This window comes from Westiellopsis prolifica IICB1 (assembly GCF_004323185.1).
GTDB classification, from domain to species: Bacteria; Cyanobacteriota; Cyanobacteriia; order Cyanobacteriales; family Nostocaceae; genus Pelatocladus; species Pelatocladus prolificus_A.
The window spans coordinates 1,436,543-1,456,931 of record NZ_NAPS01000001.1 but is presented as its reverse complement, the minus strand read 5'-3'; the positions used below and the strand labels follow the sequence as shown (position 1 = coordinate 1,456,931).

The 20,389-nt window shown below is 40.6% G+C and carries 17 protein-coding genes; 4 read left to right on the top strand and 13 right to left on the bottom strand.

The features are described from left to right. Window positions 1–54 precede the first annotated feature (54 nt). Both B4U84_RS06245 and B4U84_RS06240 read right to left on the bottom strand, forming a co-directional pair. Window positions 55–273 (bottom strand): DUF2839 domain-containing protein, encoded by a 219-nt coding sequence (locus B4U84_RS06245; protein WP_044450613.1) that lies wholly within the window; start codon window positions 271–273, stop codon window positions 55–57. 80 nt (window positions 274–353) lie between these two features. Continuing rightward, entirely contained in the window at window positions 354–1,889 is a 1,536-nt protein-coding gene (locus tag B4U84_RS06240) for a helicase C-terminal domain-containing protein (protein WP_207390903.1), read from the bottom strand. Window positions 1,890–2,057: 168 nt separating this feature from the next. Between B4U84_RS06240 and B4U84_RS06235 the strand changes: the two genes are divergently transcribed. Together B4U84_RS06235 and B4U84_RS06230 are read left to right on the top strand one after the other, a co-directional pair. Next, a complete protein-coding gene (locus tag B4U84_RS06235) occupies window positions 2,058–3,029 on the top strand; it encodes a M48 family metallopeptidase (RefSeq protein WP_131116181.1) in 972 nt (323 codons plus the stop codon). 183 nt (window positions 3,030–3,212) lie between these two features. After that, a complete protein-coding gene (locus B4U84_RS06230) occupies window positions 3,213–3,608 on the top strand; it encodes a hypothetical protein (protein WP_131118742.1) in 396 nt (131 codons plus the stop codon). Between the two features lie 13 nt (window positions 3,609–3,621). On the opposite strand, the gene sulP is transcribed toward B4U84_RS06230, so the two are convergent. Then, window positions 3,622–5,334: a sulfate permease gene (gene sulP / locus B4U84_RS06225; protein WP_131116178.1), complete on the bottom strand. Its 1,713-nt coding sequence runs from the start codon at window positions 5,332–5,334 to the stop codon at window positions 3,622–3,624. A gap of 554 nt (window positions 5,335–5,888) precedes the next feature. Here sulP and B4U84_RS06215 point away from each other — a divergent pair. Next, window positions 5,889–6,149: a hypothetical protein gene (locus tag B4U84_RS06215; protein WP_131116175.1), complete on the top strand. Its 261-nt coding sequence runs from the start codon at window positions 5,889–5,891 to the stop codon at window positions 6,147–6,149. Between the two features lie 123 nt (window positions 6,150–6,272). Here B4U84_RS06215 and lpxB read toward each other — a convergent pair whose 3' ends face one another. The 6 genes from lpxB to purC form a co-directional block, all read right to left on the bottom strand. Further along, the gene (gene lpxB / locus B4U84_RS06210) at window positions 6,273–7,427 is read right to left on the bottom strand and encodes a lipid-A-disaccharide synthase (protein ID WP_131116171.1); all 1,155 of its coding nucleotides are present in this window, start codon (window positions 7,425–7,427) and stop codon (window positions 6,273–6,275) included. Window positions 7,428–7,673: 246 nt separating this feature from the next. Then, window positions 7,674–8,495 carry an acyl-ACP--UDP-N-acetylglucosamine O-acyltransferase gene (gene lpxA, locus B4U84_RS06205; protein WP_131116168.1) on the bottom strand — a complete coding sequence of 274 codons (822 nt, stop codon included), beginning with the start codon at window positions 8,493–8,495 and terminating at the stop codon, window positions 7,674–7,676. Between the two features lie 219 nt (window positions 8,496–8,714). Then, window positions 8,715–9,245 carry a 3-hydroxyacyl-ACP dehydratase FabZ gene (gene fabZ, locus B4U84_RS06200; protein WP_017309217.1) on the bottom strand — a complete coding sequence of 177 codons (531 nt, stop codon included), beginning with the start codon at window positions 9,243–9,245 and terminating at the stop codon, window positions 8,715–8,717. Window positions 9,246–9,373: 128 nt separating this feature from the next. Further along, window positions 9,374–10,222: a UDP-3-O-acyl-N-acetylglucosamine deacetylase gene (gene lpxC, locus B4U84_RS06195; RefSeq protein ID WP_017309218.1), complete on the bottom strand. Its 849-nt coding sequence runs from the start codon at window positions 10,220–10,222 to the stop codon at window positions 9,374–9,376. Between the two features lie 125 nt (window positions 10,223–10,347). Continuing rightward, complete coding sequence (locus B4U84_RS06190) at window positions 10,348–12,885, bottom strand: BamA/TamA family outer membrane protein (protein ID WP_165490289.1); 2,538 nt, start codon at window positions 12,883–12,885, stop codon at window positions 10,348–10,350. 201 nt (window positions 12,886–13,086) lie between these two features. After that, a complete protein-coding gene (gene purC / locus B4U84_RS06185) occupies window positions 13,087–13,824 on the bottom strand; it encodes a phosphoribosylaminoimidazolesuccinocarboxamide synthase (protein ID WP_017309220.1) in 738 nt (245 codons plus the stop codon). A gap of 488 nt (window positions 13,825–14,312) precedes the next feature. Here purC and B4U84_RS06180 point away from each other — a divergent pair, with 488 nt between their 5' ends. Next, entirely contained in the window at window positions 14,313–14,576 is a 264-nt protein-coding gene (locus tag B4U84_RS06180) for a DUF7219 family protein (protein ID WP_017309221.1), read from the top strand. Window positions 14,577–14,592: 16 nt separating this feature from the next. On the opposite strand, the gene B4U84_RS06175 is transcribed toward B4U84_RS06180, so the two are convergent. The 4 genes from B4U84_RS06175 to B4U84_RS06160 form a co-directional block, all read right to left on the bottom strand. Further along, entirely contained in the window at window positions 14,593–17,151 is a 2,559-nt protein-coding gene (locus tag B4U84_RS06175; RefSeq protein WP_131116162.1) for a GAF domain-containing protein, read from the bottom strand. Between the two features lie 189 nt (window positions 17,152–17,340). Next, on the bottom strand, window positions 17,341–18,474 hold the full coding sequence (locus tag B4U84_RS06170; protein ID WP_131116158.1) for a glycosyltransferase family 4 protein: 1,134 nt from the start codon (window positions 18,472–18,474) through the stop codon (window positions 17,341–17,343). Window positions 18,475–18,741: 267 nt separating this feature from the next. Next, the gene (locus tag B4U84_RS06165) at window positions 18,742–19,038 is read right to left on the bottom strand and encodes a hypothetical protein (RefSeq protein ID WP_026081761.1); all 297 of its coding nucleotides are present in this window, start codon (window positions 19,036–19,038) and stop codon (window positions 18,742–18,744) included. 6 nt (window positions 19,039–19,044) lie between these two features. After that, window positions 19,045–20,199 carry an NAD-dependent epimerase/dehydratase family protein gene (locus tag B4U84_RS06160; RefSeq protein WP_131116156.1) on the bottom strand — a complete coding sequence of 385 codons (1,155 nt, stop codon included), beginning with the start codon at window positions 20,197–20,199 and terminating at the stop codon, window positions 19,045–19,047. Window positions 20,200–20,389: the final 190 nt, after the last annotated feature.

Sequence of the window (20,389 nt, the reverse complement as noted above, 5' to 3'; positions counted from 1 at the left end):
ACAGTTCGTAAAATCGAACTGTCTTTAAGTTGAAAAATAGCTTAACTTTTTGGTTCAAACGACTTGCCACCAGCCAAAAGCTGGCCCAATAAAACGAATTGTCACCCAAGCTGCAACCATAACACCAATACCAATCCAAGCACCACGAGTAGTCCATTTTACAAAAAGTTCTGCTTGTGACTTTGTGATCGGAACCCAAGACATTATCCGTTCTTGTTCAGGTTGACCGTATTTTTCTCCCAGTGCATCTTTACGACGTTTTGCTTCACCCATTTGCTTCACCTACGACTAAAATTCAACAAAATTCTTGTTGTCTATATTAAATCCCAGATGTGGATTTTGTTGATTGTTGGTTATGAGTCGTCCTCACTCGATTGAGAAAATAAACTGGGATCAAGATAGTTAATACGTGCCAAGGGACTGAGAGCAGTTAATATTTGAGCGCCATAGGTACGGCTGACAACTCGACTATCAAGTAAAGCTACAATACCTTGACTTTCTCTAGCTGGAGCGATCGCTCTTTGTAATTCGTTTAAAGCAGCTGGCAGTAAGTATAAACGAAACCAGTCTTGATGCGATCGCTTATAATGAGCAACTCTTCCCGCTACCAATGGATGTTCAAGGGATGGTAAAGGTAAAGTCGCGATTACAAGCAATTGTGGTGCAGGTAAAACTCTTTGATGTTCTCGCCAAAATTCCCAACCACTAATTAAAATCCCATTTTCATCCAAACAAGTTTTTTCTACTTGGACTCGCGAACCAAATTCCGAAGCTAAGATTGCTCCCACTTGAGATTTTAATGGCACATCTCCCACCAACACCGCTGTCAATCCTGGTGATGTCGCACTCAAACAAACCAATGTCCGCACTTTGTGAATAAATGCTGCTTGAAATTCTGGGGTATTTGGTAAGGGCAACTGATACGGTATATAAAGTTGAATCGCTTCGGTTTGGCTATCCGAGAACTTTAAACAGGTCAATTCCTCACCTAAACCAAGATGTTGACGAAAAATAGGAGCCTCGGTTTCCGGTTCTAAGGAACTACCAATTAATACCACAGGCTGGCGTTGCCACATCGGCGTCAGTATTTCTGCTATATCAATGGGAGCGCTGTGTAAAGAAAACAAACCTTGACGACGATTAATAGTAGCCCAAACAAGAGTAAGGGAAGCACAAGAGTGCTGGAATTGTTGCCAAAACTTTTTCCAAGTATCGGGGAGAGTATCTATATCTAAAGTTGAATACAGATATTTCAACAATTCTATTTCTGTTTGAGAAATCAAATAACATTCGTAGGGATTTGCAGGATGCTGAAATAGTTCGTGTGTCAGTTTTGCTCGTACAGAGCGAATTTCCTCAGCAATGTGTGGGTAAGCAAGTATTAATTGATCCCAATCTTGGGCTTCCCAAGTGATCGTAAGTTGCTCGCGCACCCAAGCTTCTAAATCATCTACGCCATCAATAATTGTAGGAATACCCGCTGGAAAATTATCTTTGGATGTTAGTTGTGCTTTTAACCAAGCTTGAGGAGAAATCAAAAACAGTCCTTGAAAGTCAGCATCTGGCCAGATATCACCTGTTCTAATCGACTTATTGACTCCCAGCCATTGCTGTAAGCGAGGAATTTCCACTTTTACAAGACGTTGCTGTACAAATTCAGGAGCAACGATCATCACAGGGCCATACCACATCAAAGCTGATGCTACAAAGCTTGTACGATATCGTCCTTGATACCCACAAGCCGCCCCCACTTGAATCAGGGCGCTACGTCCCAAGCGCAGAGCGCGTGCAACCAACCGTGCCATCGTTAAATGATGGGGCCACGTTGGGAAACCCGCCTGCGATCGCAGGAAGTTATGTAATGATAAATGAACTTCTGCTTCAATCACACGCTTTTCATCCCATACAAAATGATTTTTGCTTCCAATAGCCCCACTTCTATTATGTTGTCATTAGTCACTTGTCATTAGTCGTTTGTTTTAAGTAATGACCAATGACTATTGTACAGACGCGATTAATCGGGTCTACCAATGACCAATCACCAATAACCCTAAATTATGGCAACTTATACAGGAATATCCAGCGAAGCTTTTAGACACCCCCTGGATCGGCAAGCTGAACAAGCCTTACGTAGTTTACCGGGATTTGATTTAGTCGCCCGTAAACTGATGGAATTTATCTACGAGCGCCCCCAGTTAATTTATCTAATGGGCAACACCATCCAAGTTGGGCCTCGTCAATACTCCACTATTTACCAGATTTTTCGCCAATGTGTGCGAGATTTGGATATTTATCCAGAACCAGCACTGTTTGTATCACAAAATCCCCAAGCCGATAGCTATGCACTAGGGCAAGAACATCCCTATATAGTCATAAATACAGGGATTTTAGACTTACTAAACGAAGCCGAAATTAGGGCGGTGCTAGCCCATGAACTGGGGCATATTAAATGTGGTCATACTATTTTAATTCAAATGGCGATGGGGGCGATGAGTGCTGCTTCAGCTCTGGGAAGATTTACTTTTGGTATCGGTAATTTTGTGACACCAGCATTAATTTATGCTTTTTTTGAATGGCGACGCAAAGCAGAGTTATCAGCAGACAGAGCCGCATTATTATTAGTAGATGACTTAGATACTGTGATGACATCAATTATGAGAAGTGCGGGTGGCAGTATAAAATATGTCAATGAATGTAGTTTAAAAGAGTTAATTCGTCAGTCAGAAAATTATCAACTGCTGGACGAAGATGAATTAAATCAAGTCTATAAATTTTTGGTTTACAGTGGCGCTCAAAGCGAGATGTTGAGCCATCCTTTTCCAGTAGAACGCTTGCGTTATCTACAGGAGTGGTCAGTATCAGCAGAATATCAGCAAATCAAGCAGGGAAATTATATGCGATCGCCTGCATCGGGATCAGTAGATGTGAAACCAACAGAAAATGCTACCCAAAACCCAGAAGTCGAAAAATTACAGCGAAAAATTGAAGAATTGCAAAGACAGATTAATAAAATGAAAAAATCAAGTTGAGTGGAGAGCGGAAATTGGAAAATCATTAACCACAAACAACCACTAACCACTGACTATTGATTATTAACGATTATTAATAAGTAAAGATTTTTCAATATGACTAATCATTCCTGGATGCTACAAGCCCTTCCCCCTAACCCCCAATTTTGGGGAATGGGGACTGTCGGGTCAATCCAAAATCGGATGACGCTCAGATTAACCAAGTTTGTATATATCTTCAGTATAATTTTTCTGCTTGTTGTCTTATTACCGACAACTGCTTTAGCTTCCTCGGTTACTTTCTATACAAATTCTGCTGTGACTATTGCCATAACAGCGAAATCATCCTTAGAGGTGAATCTTACCCCGCAAGTACGGCAACAACTTCAAGCAGTACGTCAACGGCGTAATCGAGAAATTCAGAAAGTTCTGGACTCATCTCAACTGACTGAATTGACTCACAACCTACGTTCTGGTGATGATTTTCATCAAGCACTAGACAGACTCAATTTGCAAGGAGATCAGAAGGAAATGGTAGAGGCGATTGTGAAAATTTGTAATTTAAAAACAAAAGCGATATTATCTCGCTTTTCGCCATAAACGAACCTGTTCTTTATTCTTGACTATACTTGTGAGAATGGCGATCGCGTGCTGCAAATCCTGCGATCGCTGTATGTATAGTCAAATATATATGTTCTGATCCGATCTTCTGCAACAATCCTGATCGCTTTAGCTGTAGGTAGAGATCCTGTTTCACACGCGTCATAGCAAAGGTAATACCTCTGTTGGCTAATTCACTTTGCAATTCTGCGATTGTGTCAATAGCAGTAATATCAACTTCTACAATTGCTTCGGTGTTCAGCACAAACCACTCCACTGGAGTTGTTTCCGCTTCTACCGCTTCCAATGCGCGTCTTTTGAAATGTTCTACATTGGCAAAACATAGAGGAGCATCATAGCGATAAATTACTAGTCCTGGAATGGTCTTTGCTCCCTCCCAATCTTCGATATCGTGTAATCCTGGTAAATCTGGCACTTCTCCTAAAACTGCATCATGTGGACGTGCTACGCGAGCAAACAAATCAATCACTGACAAACCCACAGCTACACCAACGCCAACCAGAATATCTGTCAACAGTACCCCAAGCGTTGTGATCAAAGCCAGCAATAACTCACTCCGGCGAAATTTTCCCAACCTCAAAAATTCTCGGATTTCAATTAGTTTGGTAGCTGCGTAAATCACAATTGCTCCCAATGCTGCTTTCGGAAATTGTGCTAATAATGGGCGCAAAAACAACAGCACCAAGACAACCACAATCAGCGCTATCAAGGAAAACATCTGTGTCTTGCTTCCCAATGAGTCACCGATTACAGTACGGCTACCACTGCTACTTATTGGGAAACCCTGCATCAATCCGTTTCCCAAGTTAGAGGTTCCTAGCGCCAATAGTTCTTGGTTTGCATCGATTTTATAGTGATTGCGGGTAGCAAATGCCCGTGCTGTCAGTACATTATCTGAATAGCCAACAATTGCAATCCCAATCGCCGATGCTACTAGTGGTAAAAGTTCCTCAACTGAAACCTTGGGTAAGGCAAAATGAGGCAAACCAGCCGGAATTGATCCAACAACAGCCACTCCCCAGTCATCTAGATGAAATAGTGTGACAGCAGCCGTTGCTAGTAATACCGCTAGCAAGGGGGCGGGTGCATTGCGAAAGCGATTTTGAATAAAGAATAAGAAAAATAAGACGAAAACTGCCAGAATCAAAGTTGGCAAGTGAATTTGCTCCAGCCTGCTGAGGAATTCCCTAACTTGTCCAAAAACAGTGTTTGCCGCAATATCAATGCCAGCAATTTTACCAAATTGCCCTGTAATCATAATCACAGCAACCCCTGCCATATACCCAATCAAAATTGGTTTTGATAAGAGGTCTGCCAGAAAACCCAGACGGGCAATGTAGCCAATTATGCAGATTATTCCCACCATCAAAGCCAGCAGAGAAGCGAGAATAGGGTAATTACTATCATTAGCTGCTACCAAAGGAGCGATCGCCGCCGCCGTCATCACTGCTGTTGTTGATTCTGGCCCGACCGAGAGTTGAGGTGATGAACCAAACAGAGTGTAAATCACCATTGGTGGTATAATTGCCCACAATCCAACTACAGGCTTCACCCCTGCTAACTCCCCATAAGCCATACACTGGGGAATTAAATAAGCAGCCACTGTTACACCCGCTAGCACATCCCCTCGTAACCATGCTCGCTGGTAAGACAGTAACCGTTTCAACCCTGGTAGTCGCAGGGAAACAGCTTTATTTTTTAACATGGCGATCGCAGACCACCCTTACATTAAACTTCAGAAGATATTAATTAGTTTAAGAGCAGGTTAAGTAAATCTATTTGATGAGATACATAAATTGATTGAAACGGTATAAAGAGAAAATTCAAATCAATACCATCCATTAGTGTTCAATGTATTTTTGTATTCAATTGGTTACTTTTTTCCTATGCCTACTACGGAGAGATAAGCTAATCGGCATTCAAGTTGCATGATTTGGGCGGGCAAGATGCCCACCCCACAAGAGATTGATAAAATTTAATCTGCAAATTAGATGTTTTTTAGCTTATTATGAGCCTGAAGAAGAAAAACTATGCATGGTAATCAATTGGTTTATCCATAAATGGTGTGACAATTGATTTATTGGTTTGAAGTTTAGCAGCCAAATCAGCAACTTCTCTATTTTTTCATAATCACCCTAAAGGTTGATATGAGAAGAATTCATCAACAATAAACTTGATGCAGGGTTGACATATAAATGACAAATATCTGAGAAATAAATCATTTATTGTCTTAATAAAATTAATTAAAAAATAATACTTATGAAGACTTATAAACAAGAATCAGTTACTTTTAAATCACACTACCTAGCACAAACAATTCCAGAAACCCCATTACCAAATAATCAGCAACAAGACCCATTGATAGCTAAAAATTTACAAAGAGAACAATACATTGGTATTTTTAGCCTTGCGATCGCTTTAATTGCAGCTGTCGGAATCATCAGTCGCCGAGTCGAATACGCTATTTTGTTCGCTGTTGTTCTCAGCCTTGTTCTCATTGCTTTCTTTTTACTCATCTAAAAAAATCGCTTAATTATTCATAGATAAGTCGGTGGGAATAAACAGAACGTGAGTTACGAAACGTAAACAACCTTGAAACACTTACCAATAACAAATAACTAATGACAAATAACTAATGACTACTTACAGCATTTGCAAAATTTCTTTAGCTGCGCGATCGCACACTCCCGATTTTCCCATACACTGTTGCATTTCTTCATAATCTGCTTGTATTTGTTGTTTGCGTTCCTGGTTTAGCAAAAATTCCATTGCTGCTTGAATAATATTCTCTGGCGTGGCTTTTTTTTGAAGAAACTCTGGCACAATTGCTTTCATCACAATCAAATTAACTGGCGAGCCAAAAGGAAAAGTTATTTTGAGGATATTACGAGCAACCCAATAAGTAAAAGGACTAAGACGGTAAATAACTACCTGCGGTACTTTTAACAAGGCGAGTTCCAGGTTGACAGTCCCGCACTTCGTAAGTGCTAAATCAGCAGCAGCTAGTACTTCCTGTTGTTGACCTGAAACTACAGTAGCTTGTAAATTGTACCGTTGTATCTCTTGTTCAATTTTATGTCTGTAAATTTCCAGAGATAGGGGAATCCAGAAATGGACTTGCGGTAGTTTGGCTTGAATTAGCTGTGCTGCTTTAAACATTACAGGTAGAAGATACTTGAGTTCTTGATGACGAGAAGCTGGTAAAAGTGCTACAGCGATCGCATCATCAGCAATTCCTAATTGACTACGTGCTGTTTGTCGGCTGGGAAATTTTTCTATTCTATCTACCAGTGGATGACCAACCCAAGTAACTTTCGCACCTTTGTCTCGAAAATAACGCGCTTCTTCAGGGAAAATAGCTAAGATTCTATCACTCACATGAATAATTTGCTTTGTATTACCAAGATTAACTGAAGAAGCCCAAACTTGAGGAGCAATATAATATACAATTGGCACTTGTGGCATTTGGCGGCGAAGATAATTGCCAATACCTAGATTTGGTCCCATGTAATCAATCAACACTACCAAGTCAGGTGGATTTTGCTTGAGATAGGCGATCGCTTGGCGCTGAATTTGCAGAGTTGGTAGTACAAAACTAAGAGATTCCAACAGACCAAAAGAACCTATTTCGCTAGTATTACCTAGCAAAATGGCTCCTGCTGCTGCCATTTTGTCACCACCAAGTGCCACAATTTCTAATTCCAACCCAGCAGCAATAGCTTGCTGTTGCAGTGCTGTCACCAATAGCGACCCCTGCAAATCACCAGAAACTTCACCAGTACTAATAAATATTCGCATTTTTAGGGGATAGGGGATAGGGGATAGGGGATAGGGGATAGGGGATAGGGGATAGGGGATAGGGGATAGGGCATGGGGCATGGAGCATTGGGAAAAGACTTGTTAAATAATTCCCCCCACACTCCCTTGTCTCCCTTCTCAATTTTTAATTTTTAATTGATATGTCTCCCTTGTCTCCCTTGTCTCCCCACACTTCCCACACTCCCTGTCCCCGATCCCCGATCCCTGATCCCCGATCCCTTATGATCAAGACTCATCATCTCTGGTAGTTACTTTCCCTTTTCCAGGAATTAAACCACGTCTTCCGGGCATTTGGGAGAGTAGCAGAAAACGACGCAAGTGCTGTAATTGTTCTGTATTTCCTAACAGTTCTACTTCTTCCAAAGCGTCTTTAAAGAGTAAATCTGAACGGTAGAGTATACGGAAGGCTTTTTTCAATATTTGTAATTCACTAGCAGAAAAACCAGCGCGTTTGAGTCCCACGAGGTTGAGCGATCGCACTCGCGTCGGATTTCCTTCTACCAACATATATGGTGGTACATCTCGGTCAATACGGCTCATTCCTCCTACCATCGCGTGCTTACCAATATGCACAAATTGATGGATACCGAGAACTCCACTAATCGTTGCTCGTGATTCAATATGAACATGACCTGCGATCGCCACCGCATTAGAAATAGTCACAGAGTCTTCGATTACACAGTTATGAGCAACATGCACATAAGCCATTAATAAATTACCGTTACCAATTGTTGTAGCTTCTCCTACACCAGTAGCACGGTTAATTGTCACATATTCACGAATGCGATTATCGTTACCAATTTTGACCCAGCTAGCTTCACCAGTATACTTTCGATCTTGGGGTTCCATACCAATGGCAGACCCCGGAAAAATCTGATTTCGCGCTCCGATTTCCACATGTCCGTCCAGCACTACATGAGCGCCAATTGTAGTATCAGGACCTACTTTCACATGCCCACCAATCACAGCATAAGCACCGACTTCCACTGTCGGGTGCAGATCCGCGTTAGGATGAATTACAGCAGTTGGATGAATAAGCGTTTTCAAGGGTGCATCTCCAGAACAGTAAGCGTGCTAAGTTTCTTGCCAAACGCGCCACGGAGCGTCTGAGTTCAGTAGCCGAAAGCATGAAGTTTTTACAGGTGTGAGGGCAGTGAATATATGGAAATCAGACTGTAACAGTTGTTTTTTGTTGTTGCTGATATTCCTAATACAAAATTTTGTAGAGGTGCTTTATGCTGATACCTCTACCAATAGAATAATTTTTCAGCTTACGAGGGAAAACATTAATTCGCCTTCAGCAACTAACTGACTGTCAACCTCGGCGCGAGCCTGCATCTTACCGAAACGACGTTGTTTGATCCACAACAGTTCCACAGTCATAATTAGTTGATCACCGGGAACAACTTGGCGACGAAAACGGACTTTATCTATACCAGCAAACAGAAAAAGTCCGCCTTCTAATTGTGGCACTTGTGTCATCAATACACCACCGACTTGTGCCATTGCTTCCACTATCAGCACACCCGGCATAATCGGACGTCCTGGAAAATGTCCTTGAAAATGAGGTTCATTAATTGTGACGTTTTTAATACCAACAGCTCGTTTCCCTGGTGTATAGTCAATAATCTTATCTACAAGTGCAAAGGGGTAACGATGGGGTAGAAGTTTCTGAATTTCTTCCGCCGTGAACATTACTTTTGTTTCAGATGTATTTGTAGTCGAATTGTCAGACTGCTCCTGGGTAGGTGCGGATGTCGGATTATCGGTAGAGTTGACTTCGGTGACAGTTGCCATTGATTGTGTGGTTGATTGTTAGGTGTAATCTAGTAGGCGATCAAATTATGTTTGTTAGTAGTTATTAGTTAGTATTTTGACACCAAGGTACCACTAACTATTTACCACTATCTACAAACCAATAACCACTAACGCAATTCCCAAATTTTCTGTGCCAGTTGCACGTGTAAATTGTGGCTGGCTTTATATGCCAAAAAATGAGCATGAGGGAAAAGTCCTAGTAAACTCAAATCTCCTACTAGATCCAAAATTTTATGACGTACTGGCTCATTTGCAAATCTTAATGGTGGATTTAGCCAACCATCAGGGCCGCACACAAGAGCATTTTCTAGGCTTCCACCCTTAATTAACCCGGATTTTTGCAGGTATTCAATTTGATGTAGTAAACCAAAAGTACGGGCTGGGGCTATTTCTGTTGTAAAGCTAGAATAAGATTTTTCCGATTTTGCAGATAGTGACCAACTGTACCATTGATTACCAATCGCAGGTAATTCAAAATCAATGCCATAGGTGAAGCGAGTAGTTGGTGCAGGGAGGGCGCAAACAAAAGCATCATCCTGGCGAACCCATATAGGTTCATTGATAGACACAGTCGTCTTGGATGCTGTAGTTGAGTTTTGGGACACCAAACCAGCTTGAGCAATACTTTCTGCCCATGGCTTTGCCGAACCATCTAAAAGCGGCACTTCTGGCCCGTCAATTTCAATACGAGCATTGTCTACACCCATACCTGCCAGGGCTGCTAATAAATGCTCTACAGTCCGAACACTTTCCTCATCTTTGCCTAACTGAGTTGAGAGAACAGTCTGACTAACAGCAGGTACTTGAGCTGGAATAATTGGAGTGTTTAGTAAGTCTGTCCGGACAAAGTAACGTCCGCTATCTGGTTGTGCTGGTATGATCCGCACTTTGGTATTTACACCACTATGCAGTCCCACCCCTGTAAGAATAATTTCAGCTGCGAGAGTTTTTTGCATAAAATTTAGTCAAAAGTCAAGGGTCAAAAGTCAAGGGTCAAGGGTCAAAAGTCAAGGGTCGATTTTAAATTCTCTATACTATTAACCATTGACTATGGACTCTTGAACCTTGACTTTTGACAAAATTAGAACCTTTCCCCAATACCAAAATTGATCCGGCTATCTCCTTCGTCATTGATCCCATAGTCAATGCGGATGGGACCCAATGGGGATTGTACCCGTACACCAACACCATAGCCGTAGCCAGTACCGCTTTTATCCAATAAATCTCCTACTTTTGTTTCTGTTCCCAAGTCAGTAGCAGCATCGAAAAATAGGGCGCCGCTAACTACAGACAGCACAGGGAAGCGATACTCAACAGTGGCTTGCAAGAAACTACTGCTAGTAGCTAATTGACCTTCGTCATAGCCTCGCACCGAGTTACTTCCACCCAGGGTAAAAGCTTCGTAAGGAGGTACATCACCCAATATCGTTCCTCCTTGTACGTTGAAAGCAATTGTTTGCGCTCCTTTGCCAAAGTTAACGAATTTTACAGGCAGATAGTAGCTATAACTACCTCTAATTTTGCTTGATAAAATGTTACCTAGACCTATAGGTACCGACTGGTCTAATCCCAAGCGGAAGAAGGAACCCCTTGTTGGTTGTAAAGCACTATCACGTTTATCTCGGACTGCTGCTAATTGCAATGTCAGCAAGTCGTCTTGACCTGTTCCAGATTCGGTCAGGTCAATGATCTCTGTTGGTCGATCATTTCTATATACTGTTCCTCTTTTTCTAAGATCGCCATCAGAATCACGAGTGGATATTCGTTGATACCGTAAACCAGCGGAAGCAGTCCATTCTGCACGTTCGTAGGGATTTTTAGACAAAGGACGGGTGAAGGTGACACCGCCACCTAGACGTAAAATCCGAGGAACATCTCCATCCGTAGATTCACTGTTTTTAAAGGTTTCAACATTGTCATCTTTACCTTCAAAAAGTAACGAAATCGTACGGCTACGGAAAATATTTGTAGTATAGGAAGTTCGGTAGGGATCTCCAGCTATCCAAGGATCGGTAAACCGAATATCAAAGAGAAAAGAATCGCGTAAACCCACCTCTACTTCGCCTCCCAGTTTTTGGTTTCTGCCGTTGAGGTTTTGCTCTTGGTAACTGATAGTACCAAACAAACCACTGGCAGAACTGATACCTGCACCTGCGGCGATGGAACCACTGTTACGTTCAACTACATTAACTTGTACATCGACTTCGCTGGGGTTAGTACCGGGGTTAAGCGAAACATTTACATCTTCAAATAGCCCCAAACTATATACACGTTGTAAATCTTTTTGGATGATGTTGCGGTTGAATACTTGTCCCGGCTTCAATTGGATTTCACGTGTAATAATATAAGGCTGTGTTCGCCCCCGAATCGGATTTCCATTTTTATCCGTTTCCTGACCTTCTTTATTACGGTATTGGACATTGATATTTTCTACTACCCCTTCTGCTACATTCAGGGTAACAACTCCATCTGGAGATACTTGTGGAGCTCCAACTACTTGTGCTAGTACGTACCCTTTGTCTTGATATACCTTTAGTAACTGTTTAATACCTTCTTGCAAATCACGTAAGTTCAAAATTTGACCATACTGGCTGCTAAAGATTTGATTGACAGTATTTGGAGGTAGTACAGAAGCTACATTTGTACCAGGGTTGGCGTCAATTTTTACTTGATTTAAAACGGGGTTCAATTGAACTACAAATGTGACTCGTACCCCCAGGGGTGTATCTTCTGGCACTGCTTGCACATTTGAGAAAAAACCAGTAGCAAAGACAGAGTTAATATCTTCTTGCAGTTGCGATCGCGTTGTTGTTCGTCCTGGTTGAGTACGAACTACCCCGTAAACTTGGTTTTCTTGTTCTGCTGGTAGCGCTTGTCCGCTCTCTGTCCTAACCACAACTTCTGATACTAGTACGCGAGGTTCTGCTTCTGTTGTTGGTTGTTGGTTGATTGGTGGTTGTTGGTTGATTGGTGGTTGTTGGTTAGTTGGTGGTTGTTGGTTGATTGGTGGTTTTTGGTTAGTTGGTGGTTGTTGGTTAGTTGGTGGTTTTTGGTTAGTTGGTGGTTTTTGGTTAGTTGGTGGTTTTTGGTTGATTGGTGGTTGTTGGGTGTTTTGAGGAACAACTGTGGGAGAATTTTGTGCAGTTGTTGATGTTGTTGATGTTGATGTTACGCTCTTTGGTGTTGTCTTTAGTGCTGATGCACCGACAGTGCTAACAAACATTTGTTGGTTTGCTGTCGATGTCCTTAGTGTTGTTGGCTGTGTTTTTTGAGAGTTCTGTAATTTTTTTGACCGATTGTTAGTTAGTTTAGATAAGTCTATTGTTGTCTTTTTCGCAGGAAATACGCCAATAACTTCTTCTTTATCTGGTTTTACTGTTGCTGTTGTACCTTCAGCAATTTGTGTAATATTTGGAATAGTAGAAGTTGGAACTGTTACTTCTGCTGTTGTATCAATAGTTGGAAAACCCGCAACAACTTCTTGGTCTTGATTTGTTGTTGGGACGAAAAAATCGGCTGTTTTTTTGGAATTATTTGCGGTTTGCGCGTTAGCATGAAGCGAACCGCTTAAAGGTGTGGCGATCGCCACCATGGTCATCAATACGGGAGACAAGCGCATTTTATTCTGATTGTTCTTCACTTCCACACCATCAAATAGAGATTTAGCTTTTAATCAAAAATTTTGTTGGTCAATATGTAGACGCGATTATACTCTTACCTTGAAGCCGCTCTTAGGAGGGTCTACGCGTCTGTACAATAGTCAATGGTCAATGGTCAATACCAAATGCCCAATGCCCAATACCACTCATCACAATCACCATTACTCTTTTTCCACTGCTTCAAGTACTCTTCTCAAAACCTCCTGATAAGCATTCTCAACATTTCCTAAGTCCCGACGAAAGCGGTCTTTATCTAGTACACGACGATTGGGGTCATCTCCTGCGGATATATCCCACAAACGACAGGTATCTGGACTAATTTCATCTGCTAATAGCAACTGCTGTTGTGAATCCAAACCAAATTCTAGTTTGAAGTCCACTAAGGTAATACCACACCCCTGGAAAAACTCTTTGAGAAATTCGTTAATTTGCAATGCAAGATGGATTATACTGTCAACTTGTTCCGGAGTTGCTAGTTCCAGAAGCAGGAGGCGATCGCGTGTCAACAATGGATCTCCCAATTCGTCGTTTTTATAATAAAACTCCACTAATGGCATTTTGAGTACACTACCCAGTGCTAACCCTGTTTGTTGACAAAGACTACCTGCGGCGATGTTCCTGACAACCACTTCCAATGGCAATATTTTTACTGCCTTGATCCGCATTTGATTTGGAGCAGGACTGTCAATGAAGTGGGTATTGACACCACGAGCTTTTAGTTGTTGAAATATTTTACTAGAAATGATATTATTAATCTTTCCCTTATTTTCGATACTACCGCGTTTTTGAGCATTAAATGCTGTAGCATCATCTTTAAAAACAGCCAATAAAATTTCCGGGTTATCCGTAGAATAAATAATTTTGGCTTTGCCTTCATATAACTTAGTTTGGGCAGTCATGGTAGTAAGTAAATTTCAGTTCGATGGCTTGCTTCTATGCGTTTCGGCTTAATCATTTTATCTTTTGTTTTTCGTTATTAGTCATCAGTAAAATACTTAAGTAAAACTGTTGACTAAAGATAGATGCATAAAATGATAGTGGGAATTTAACATAAATTGTCTATGATTTGCTTTTTATCGAAATAGTATCTATTTTTACAAGATAAAATTAGTAATCAAAATGTATAAAATAAAACAATATCAGATGATTTAGTCATTAAAGTTAAATATATTAGTGTTTCACAATAATTGGGAAAAATCCGTAAACCTACTCAAAACTAAATAATTAATTTTTGACAAAATTAACCATAGTAAGGATTAGAGAGTAAGGAAGAAAGACTTCTTAACCTTTCTACTTTATCGTTTGCAAGTTTTAAGAAAAATATTAGGATTGCTAGTTCTTCAGTTTGAGATTAAAAACAATAAGGAGGTGAAAATTGGATCAAAAAATGCCTAACAAAGATGATTTTCTATATCCTCGTGGTCGCTACTACGGTCAAGTAAAACCAGAAAATTTGGTATTTAATGCGAATCTGCAAGAATTTGCCCAAAGAATCAGCTATATCTGCAATTTAGAGACAGCCGGTAAAATATCTGCTGAAGAAGCTTATGAAAAGATCAAGGGTTTGTGGAAAAGCTTGAAGCAATCAAAAAAACAGTTAAGAATCGGCGAAAATCCTTTCCGAATAGATGAGGGGGAAGCGGAAGGTTGAGGAGTTAGTGAACTAACTATTTATGCATCATTGTCCAAACTCCATCCCAACAGCTTGGTAGAATTTCTCTAAGGTAACTACGAGCGCGTTTCAAATGAATATTGACAGTCTGATCTAATGGTCGGATTTTTTTTGCTGATTCAAAATATGCGATCGCACGCTTAAAATTGCGATTTAGATAAGCTTCACGTCCAGAATTATAGTCAAACAGAAAATCTTGAGTTGCAGCATCTAAATGTGTAGTGCGATCACAGATTAATTCATAAATATTTACAGCTTGATATTTACCTTTGACGCGAATTTTATCTAACTCGCGTACCCAGATGCGATCGCGGCATAGTTGGTAAGTAAATTCACTGAGAATAATATCACAGCCATACTCTTTAGTAATAGCTTCTAAACGCGAGCTTAAATTTACAGCATCACCGATGACAGTGTAATCCATGCGTTTGTGAGAACCAATATTTCCAGATACTACTTCCCCAGAACTAATTCCAATACCAATATGAATTTTTGGCTGTTCTTGAATTATCCGACGCTGGTTAAATTCTTCTAATCGCTGTCGCATTTCTAAAGCAGCTTGTACAGCTTTCCAAGCATGATTTTCTGCAAGCGGGAGTGGCGCACCAAATACCGCCATCAAAGCATCGCCAATAAACTTATCAAGAGTACCTTCGTGGTTAAATACCGCCTCTACCATTGTTTCAAAATACTGATTTAGCAACGATACCACCTCTGCCGCACCCAAATTTTCGGTCAAAGTGGTGTAACCTCTAATATCTGAAAACAAAATGGTGACTTCTTTACGTTCACCCACCATTAAAGCATCCTCGCCCAATGCCATAACTTGTTCCGCAACACGAGGAGTCAGGTAGCGGTACATAGTATTTTTCATTCGCTTTTCCCGACTAATATCTTCTAAAACTACCAAACCACCCCGCACTCCTCCTTCTGGGTTCGTCAGGGGATTAACAGTTAAATTTATACTACGTTCGATTTGGTTGACGCTTTCAGCACTGATAAACTTCGACTGGAGAGTAAGGGACTGATTCCAGGCAATAAAAAGATGACTTTGAGTGCGATCGCGAATTGCTAATATATAAGTCTTGATATCTTGTTCTGTAGTGTCTAAATATAATCCTAACGTCAAATTTTGCTCCGGTACATAATGTTTTGCACCTGTTTTTAAACTGTCTTCCAGTCGCATTTGCAAATTATCAATTGGTACAACATCCCACACTAAGCGACCAATTATATTTTGTTTCCAAGTAACTTTATTATTTTTAGCATTCGTATCTTTTAAAGGACAACCAAGTAATTCTAAAGCTGCATCATTAATGCTCACAATGCGACCTTCCATATCTGTAGAAATTACTGCATCGGAAAGACTTTGCAGGATATCTTTTTGATATTGTTTTTCTAATAGTACATTTTCAAATAAACGAGCATTTTCTAAAGCAATTCCTGCTTGAATATTAAAAGCCCGCATAAATTCTTCATCCGAAGCACTAAAACTGCCTTGGTGTTTATTAATTAACTGTGTCACACCAATTAATTCATTTGCAGAATTAAATACTGGTAAACATAAAATATTACTGGTTATATACCCAGTTTTCCTATCTGTAGTGGGGTCAAAACGCGGATCTTTATAAGCATCAGCAATATTTAGTGCTTCACCAGTAGCAGCAACATAACCAACAATTCCACGGTTAGCAGGAATACGAATTTCCATCATTTGTTTGCCATCAGCAGCAGCTATTTTTGTCCAGAGTTCCCCCATTTCTTTCCGATATAAAAATAGCGTGCTGCGGTCTGCTTGCATTAAAATTCGTGCCTGTTCCATCACTATTTGCAAAGTTGCTTCTAAGTCTAAACTTTGTCCTAGTGTTTGAGTTGCTCGCAAAAGCGCTGTTGCACCCCTTTGATTGCGCGCTGCTACATAAAAAGATTGACAACTTTCTAAGATAATACCTATAGCAGAAGCAAAATCTCGGAACCGTTCTTCATCTTCACTGTTAAAAGGAATATTTCCAGCTTTATTTGCTAGTTGTACTACCGCTACAACTTGATTTTTACTACTGAAAATTGGCATACATAAAATATTATTAATCTTATAGCCCATTTGTTTTTCTAAATCTGGGCTAAAGAGAGAGTGGGAAGTAGTATCAGATATATTTAGACATTCACCTGTAGTAGCAACATGGCCAGGAATACCAACAGTAATCGGAATCCGAATTTTTAAAGGTTTATAAATATTAACTTGAGAAATTTTTGTCCAAAGTTGACCTTTGTCGTGATCTACTAAAAAAATAGTAGTGTGTTCAGCTTGGAGAATTTGACCTATTTTTAATGTAATTGCCTCTAGAACTTTCTCCAACATTGTTTCTAGGGCTTCGTTATTAATAAGTTCTATTGCGCGTATAAATTGTTGAAATTCCGCAGTAATAAAGTCTAATAAGCAAACAAATTCATTAACAGAAAGATCTTTAACGCGACGTAGTAAAGTGTGAGTGCGATTAACTTGAGTGAGTTCAGTTAATGTAGCTAACACGCTACCAGTGTTTAGAAGCGACATGAAATTTTAGATTTTAGATTTTAGATTTTAGATTTTAGATTTTAGATTTTAGATTTTAGATTTTAGATTTAGATTTAGATTTTGGACTATTAACCTGCTTCTAGTTAATGGTTTATAGTAATCAAAAATCAATAATTAACTACTAAGAATTACCAATCCAAAATCCAAAATCCAAAATCTAAAATCAGATTATGCTGCTTTCGGTAATTCGGAATAAATTACCTTTTGATAGTAATCTTGCAACTGACGAGTTGCAGCGGCCCATCCCCAGCGTTCTGCTTCTTTGCGGGCATTTTGACGAATCGATTCTCGTTCTTGTTTCATTTCTAACAAGCGAACCGTAGCAGCGATCGCACCTTCGTCACCAGTATCTGGAGCAAACAAGTATCCATTGACACTATCTGTCACGATATCGGGAATGCCACCAGAACGGGCTGCAACTACCGGACATCCAGCCGCCATTGCTTCTAGGAGTACTAAACCTAATGTTTCTGTGCGGGAAGGGAAGATAAAAGCATCGGCGCTAGCAAAAGCTGATGCTAATTCTTTGCCAACCAAATATCCCACGAAGTTGGTGTTTGTATTGGCAAAGTGTTTTTCCAAGGCTTGGCGGTGAGGACCATCTCCTACTAGTGCTAGTCTCGCTTCGGGGATAGCTTGTAGTATGGGTTTGATCCGCTCAATTTCTTTTTCGGCAGAAAGACGCCCAACATATAGCAATAAAGGGCTATTTGGGTGATTTTGCGATAGACGCGATCGCATTTCCTCGCTAGTTAAGCTAGGATGAAATGTCTCTGTGTCTACTCCCCGTTGCCACAAGTTGACTCTTTCAATACCGTGAGTTGTAAGTTCCTCCATCATCGCTGTAGAGGTACATAGATTTAAAGCTGCTTGATTGTGACCTGCTTTCAGTAATTCCCACAAGAATCCTTCTAACATTCCTAAACCATAATGCTGAAGATATTGAGGCAAGTGAGTATGGTAAGAAGCTACCAAAGGAATGTTGAGTATCTTGCTATAGAATATACCAGCTAATCCTAAAACTGCTGGATTGACCACATGAATAATATCTGGCTGAAACTGTTCCAATGTGTGACCAATTGCTGGCCGAGGCAGTGCCATTTTTAACTCTGGATATAGTGGTAGTGGAAAACCAGAGACACCATATATTTTGGATCCTTTGTATTCTGTAATACCACCTTCTGGGCAAACCACGAGTACTTCGTCGCCACTGCGTTGTAAATGTTCAATCGTATGACGTAGACGTGTGACAATGCCGTCAACCTTAGGCAGAAAGGTTTCGGTAAATAGAGCAATCCTCATAAAATATCATTCACTACAGGCACGGTGTTCAGATCATCTCAAGCTTCTGGACAACTTTCAGCATGACTAACAGCGTAAACTGTTTCATGCACTACAATCAATTTCACACAACCAAAAATCAGTTATCAGTTATCAGTTATCAGTGAACAGCTACTAATGGATAACTGATAACTGTGTACTGATGTCATCTTTCATTCTTCATAAACAGACTGGTCGTCATAATTATGCGATTATGTGACAGCCAGTTTTGTCAATATGTTTTTAAAGTCAAGATGTTTTGTTTGGCAGGGTGCAAATACCATGAATACCAATGGCTGCTATTATCCCACCTAACAAAACTCCGACTCCTTCAGCAAAGCAATTGATTCTGTGTCTGTTTTCTGCTGCTTCAGCAATAAGTAGGTCACCCACCTGTACAGATGGGGACTTTGCCACTTGTTGATAATTTTTATGGGCTGCATCTAGTGTTGTCCATTCAGGAAACAGATAGTAAACACTAATGCTACTAAATGCTACACCAGGCAATACAACAAACACAAATAGAACAAGCGATCGCATATTCATGCTTTGCTATTTACGATGCCAACTGACTTTTGGCAAAATTTGGTTTTTATCGACTCGGATTTGATACTTGACAGCAAAGTTCAACAGAGAATCAAGTAGGGAATCAGAGAGATAGTGAGGTTGTAAACCCAGATCCAAGAGTTTAGTATTTTTGGCGTTAAAGTAGTGTTCTTCTTTTTCAACTCTGGGATTATCTAAGTTGTTAACTTCTACATTTAGTCCCATTGCGTTCCCGGCTTTTTTCACCATGATTGCCAAGTCGCCGACGCTGAATTGTTCGGTAAATTGGTTAAAAACGCGAAACTCACCAGATTGTGCAGGGTTTGCTATAGCCAGTTCGATACATCGCACTGTGTCCCGAATATCCAAAAATCCCCGTGTTTGTCCACCTTTTCCATAAACAGTTAGGGGGTGTCCAATTGCAGCTTGGATACAAAAACGGTTTAGTGCTGTGCCAAACACACCATCATAATCTAGGCGGTTGATTAACAGTTCGTCCATGCCGGTTTCTTCTGTCAGGACACCGTAAACCACACCTTGATTTAAGTCTGTTGCCCGTAGTCCCCAAATCCGACAAGCAAAGTGGATATTGTGACTATCGTGGACTTTGCTTAAGTGGTACATTGAACCAGGTTGTTTGGGATAAGGCAAGGTGTCTTTGCGTCCGTTGTGTTCAATGGTGATATAGCCTTCTTCTATATCTATGTTCGGTGTACCGTATTCACCCATGGTTCCCAATTTTACCAAATGGCATTCAGGGAAATCCTCTTTCATGGCGTACAACAAATTCAGCGTACCCACAACGTTATTGACTTGTGTGATAACAGCATGTTCACGATCAATCATCGAAAATGGTGCGGAACGCTGTTCGCCAAAATGCACGATTGCATTTGGTTCAAACTTGTGTAGGGCTTTTTGGAGAAACTCGTAATTGGTGATATCACCAATAAACAAATCGATGGATTTACCAGTTAAGTCTTTCCAGCGTTGAATTCGTTGCTGAATTGGTGCTATCGGGGTTAGAGTTTCCACACCCAATTCATTATCCCAGTGCCGCCGCACCAAGCTGTCTAAAATACCAACTTCGTAACCTCGATTGGAAAGATAAAGCGCGGTTGCCCAACCGCAATAGCCATCGCCACCAATAACCAGGACTTTCATTTTCACCTGTTTGTACTCGCTGATAGCTAAATCTACCAGGTTTATGTCACCTCTAGACCATGAAGATTGGGGATCGGGGATCGGGGACTGGGGATTGGGGATTGGGGATTGGAGATCAGGAGTCAGAGATCAGGTACAAGGGAGACACGCGAAGAGGGAGAATTCAAATGACTATTGACTATTGACTATT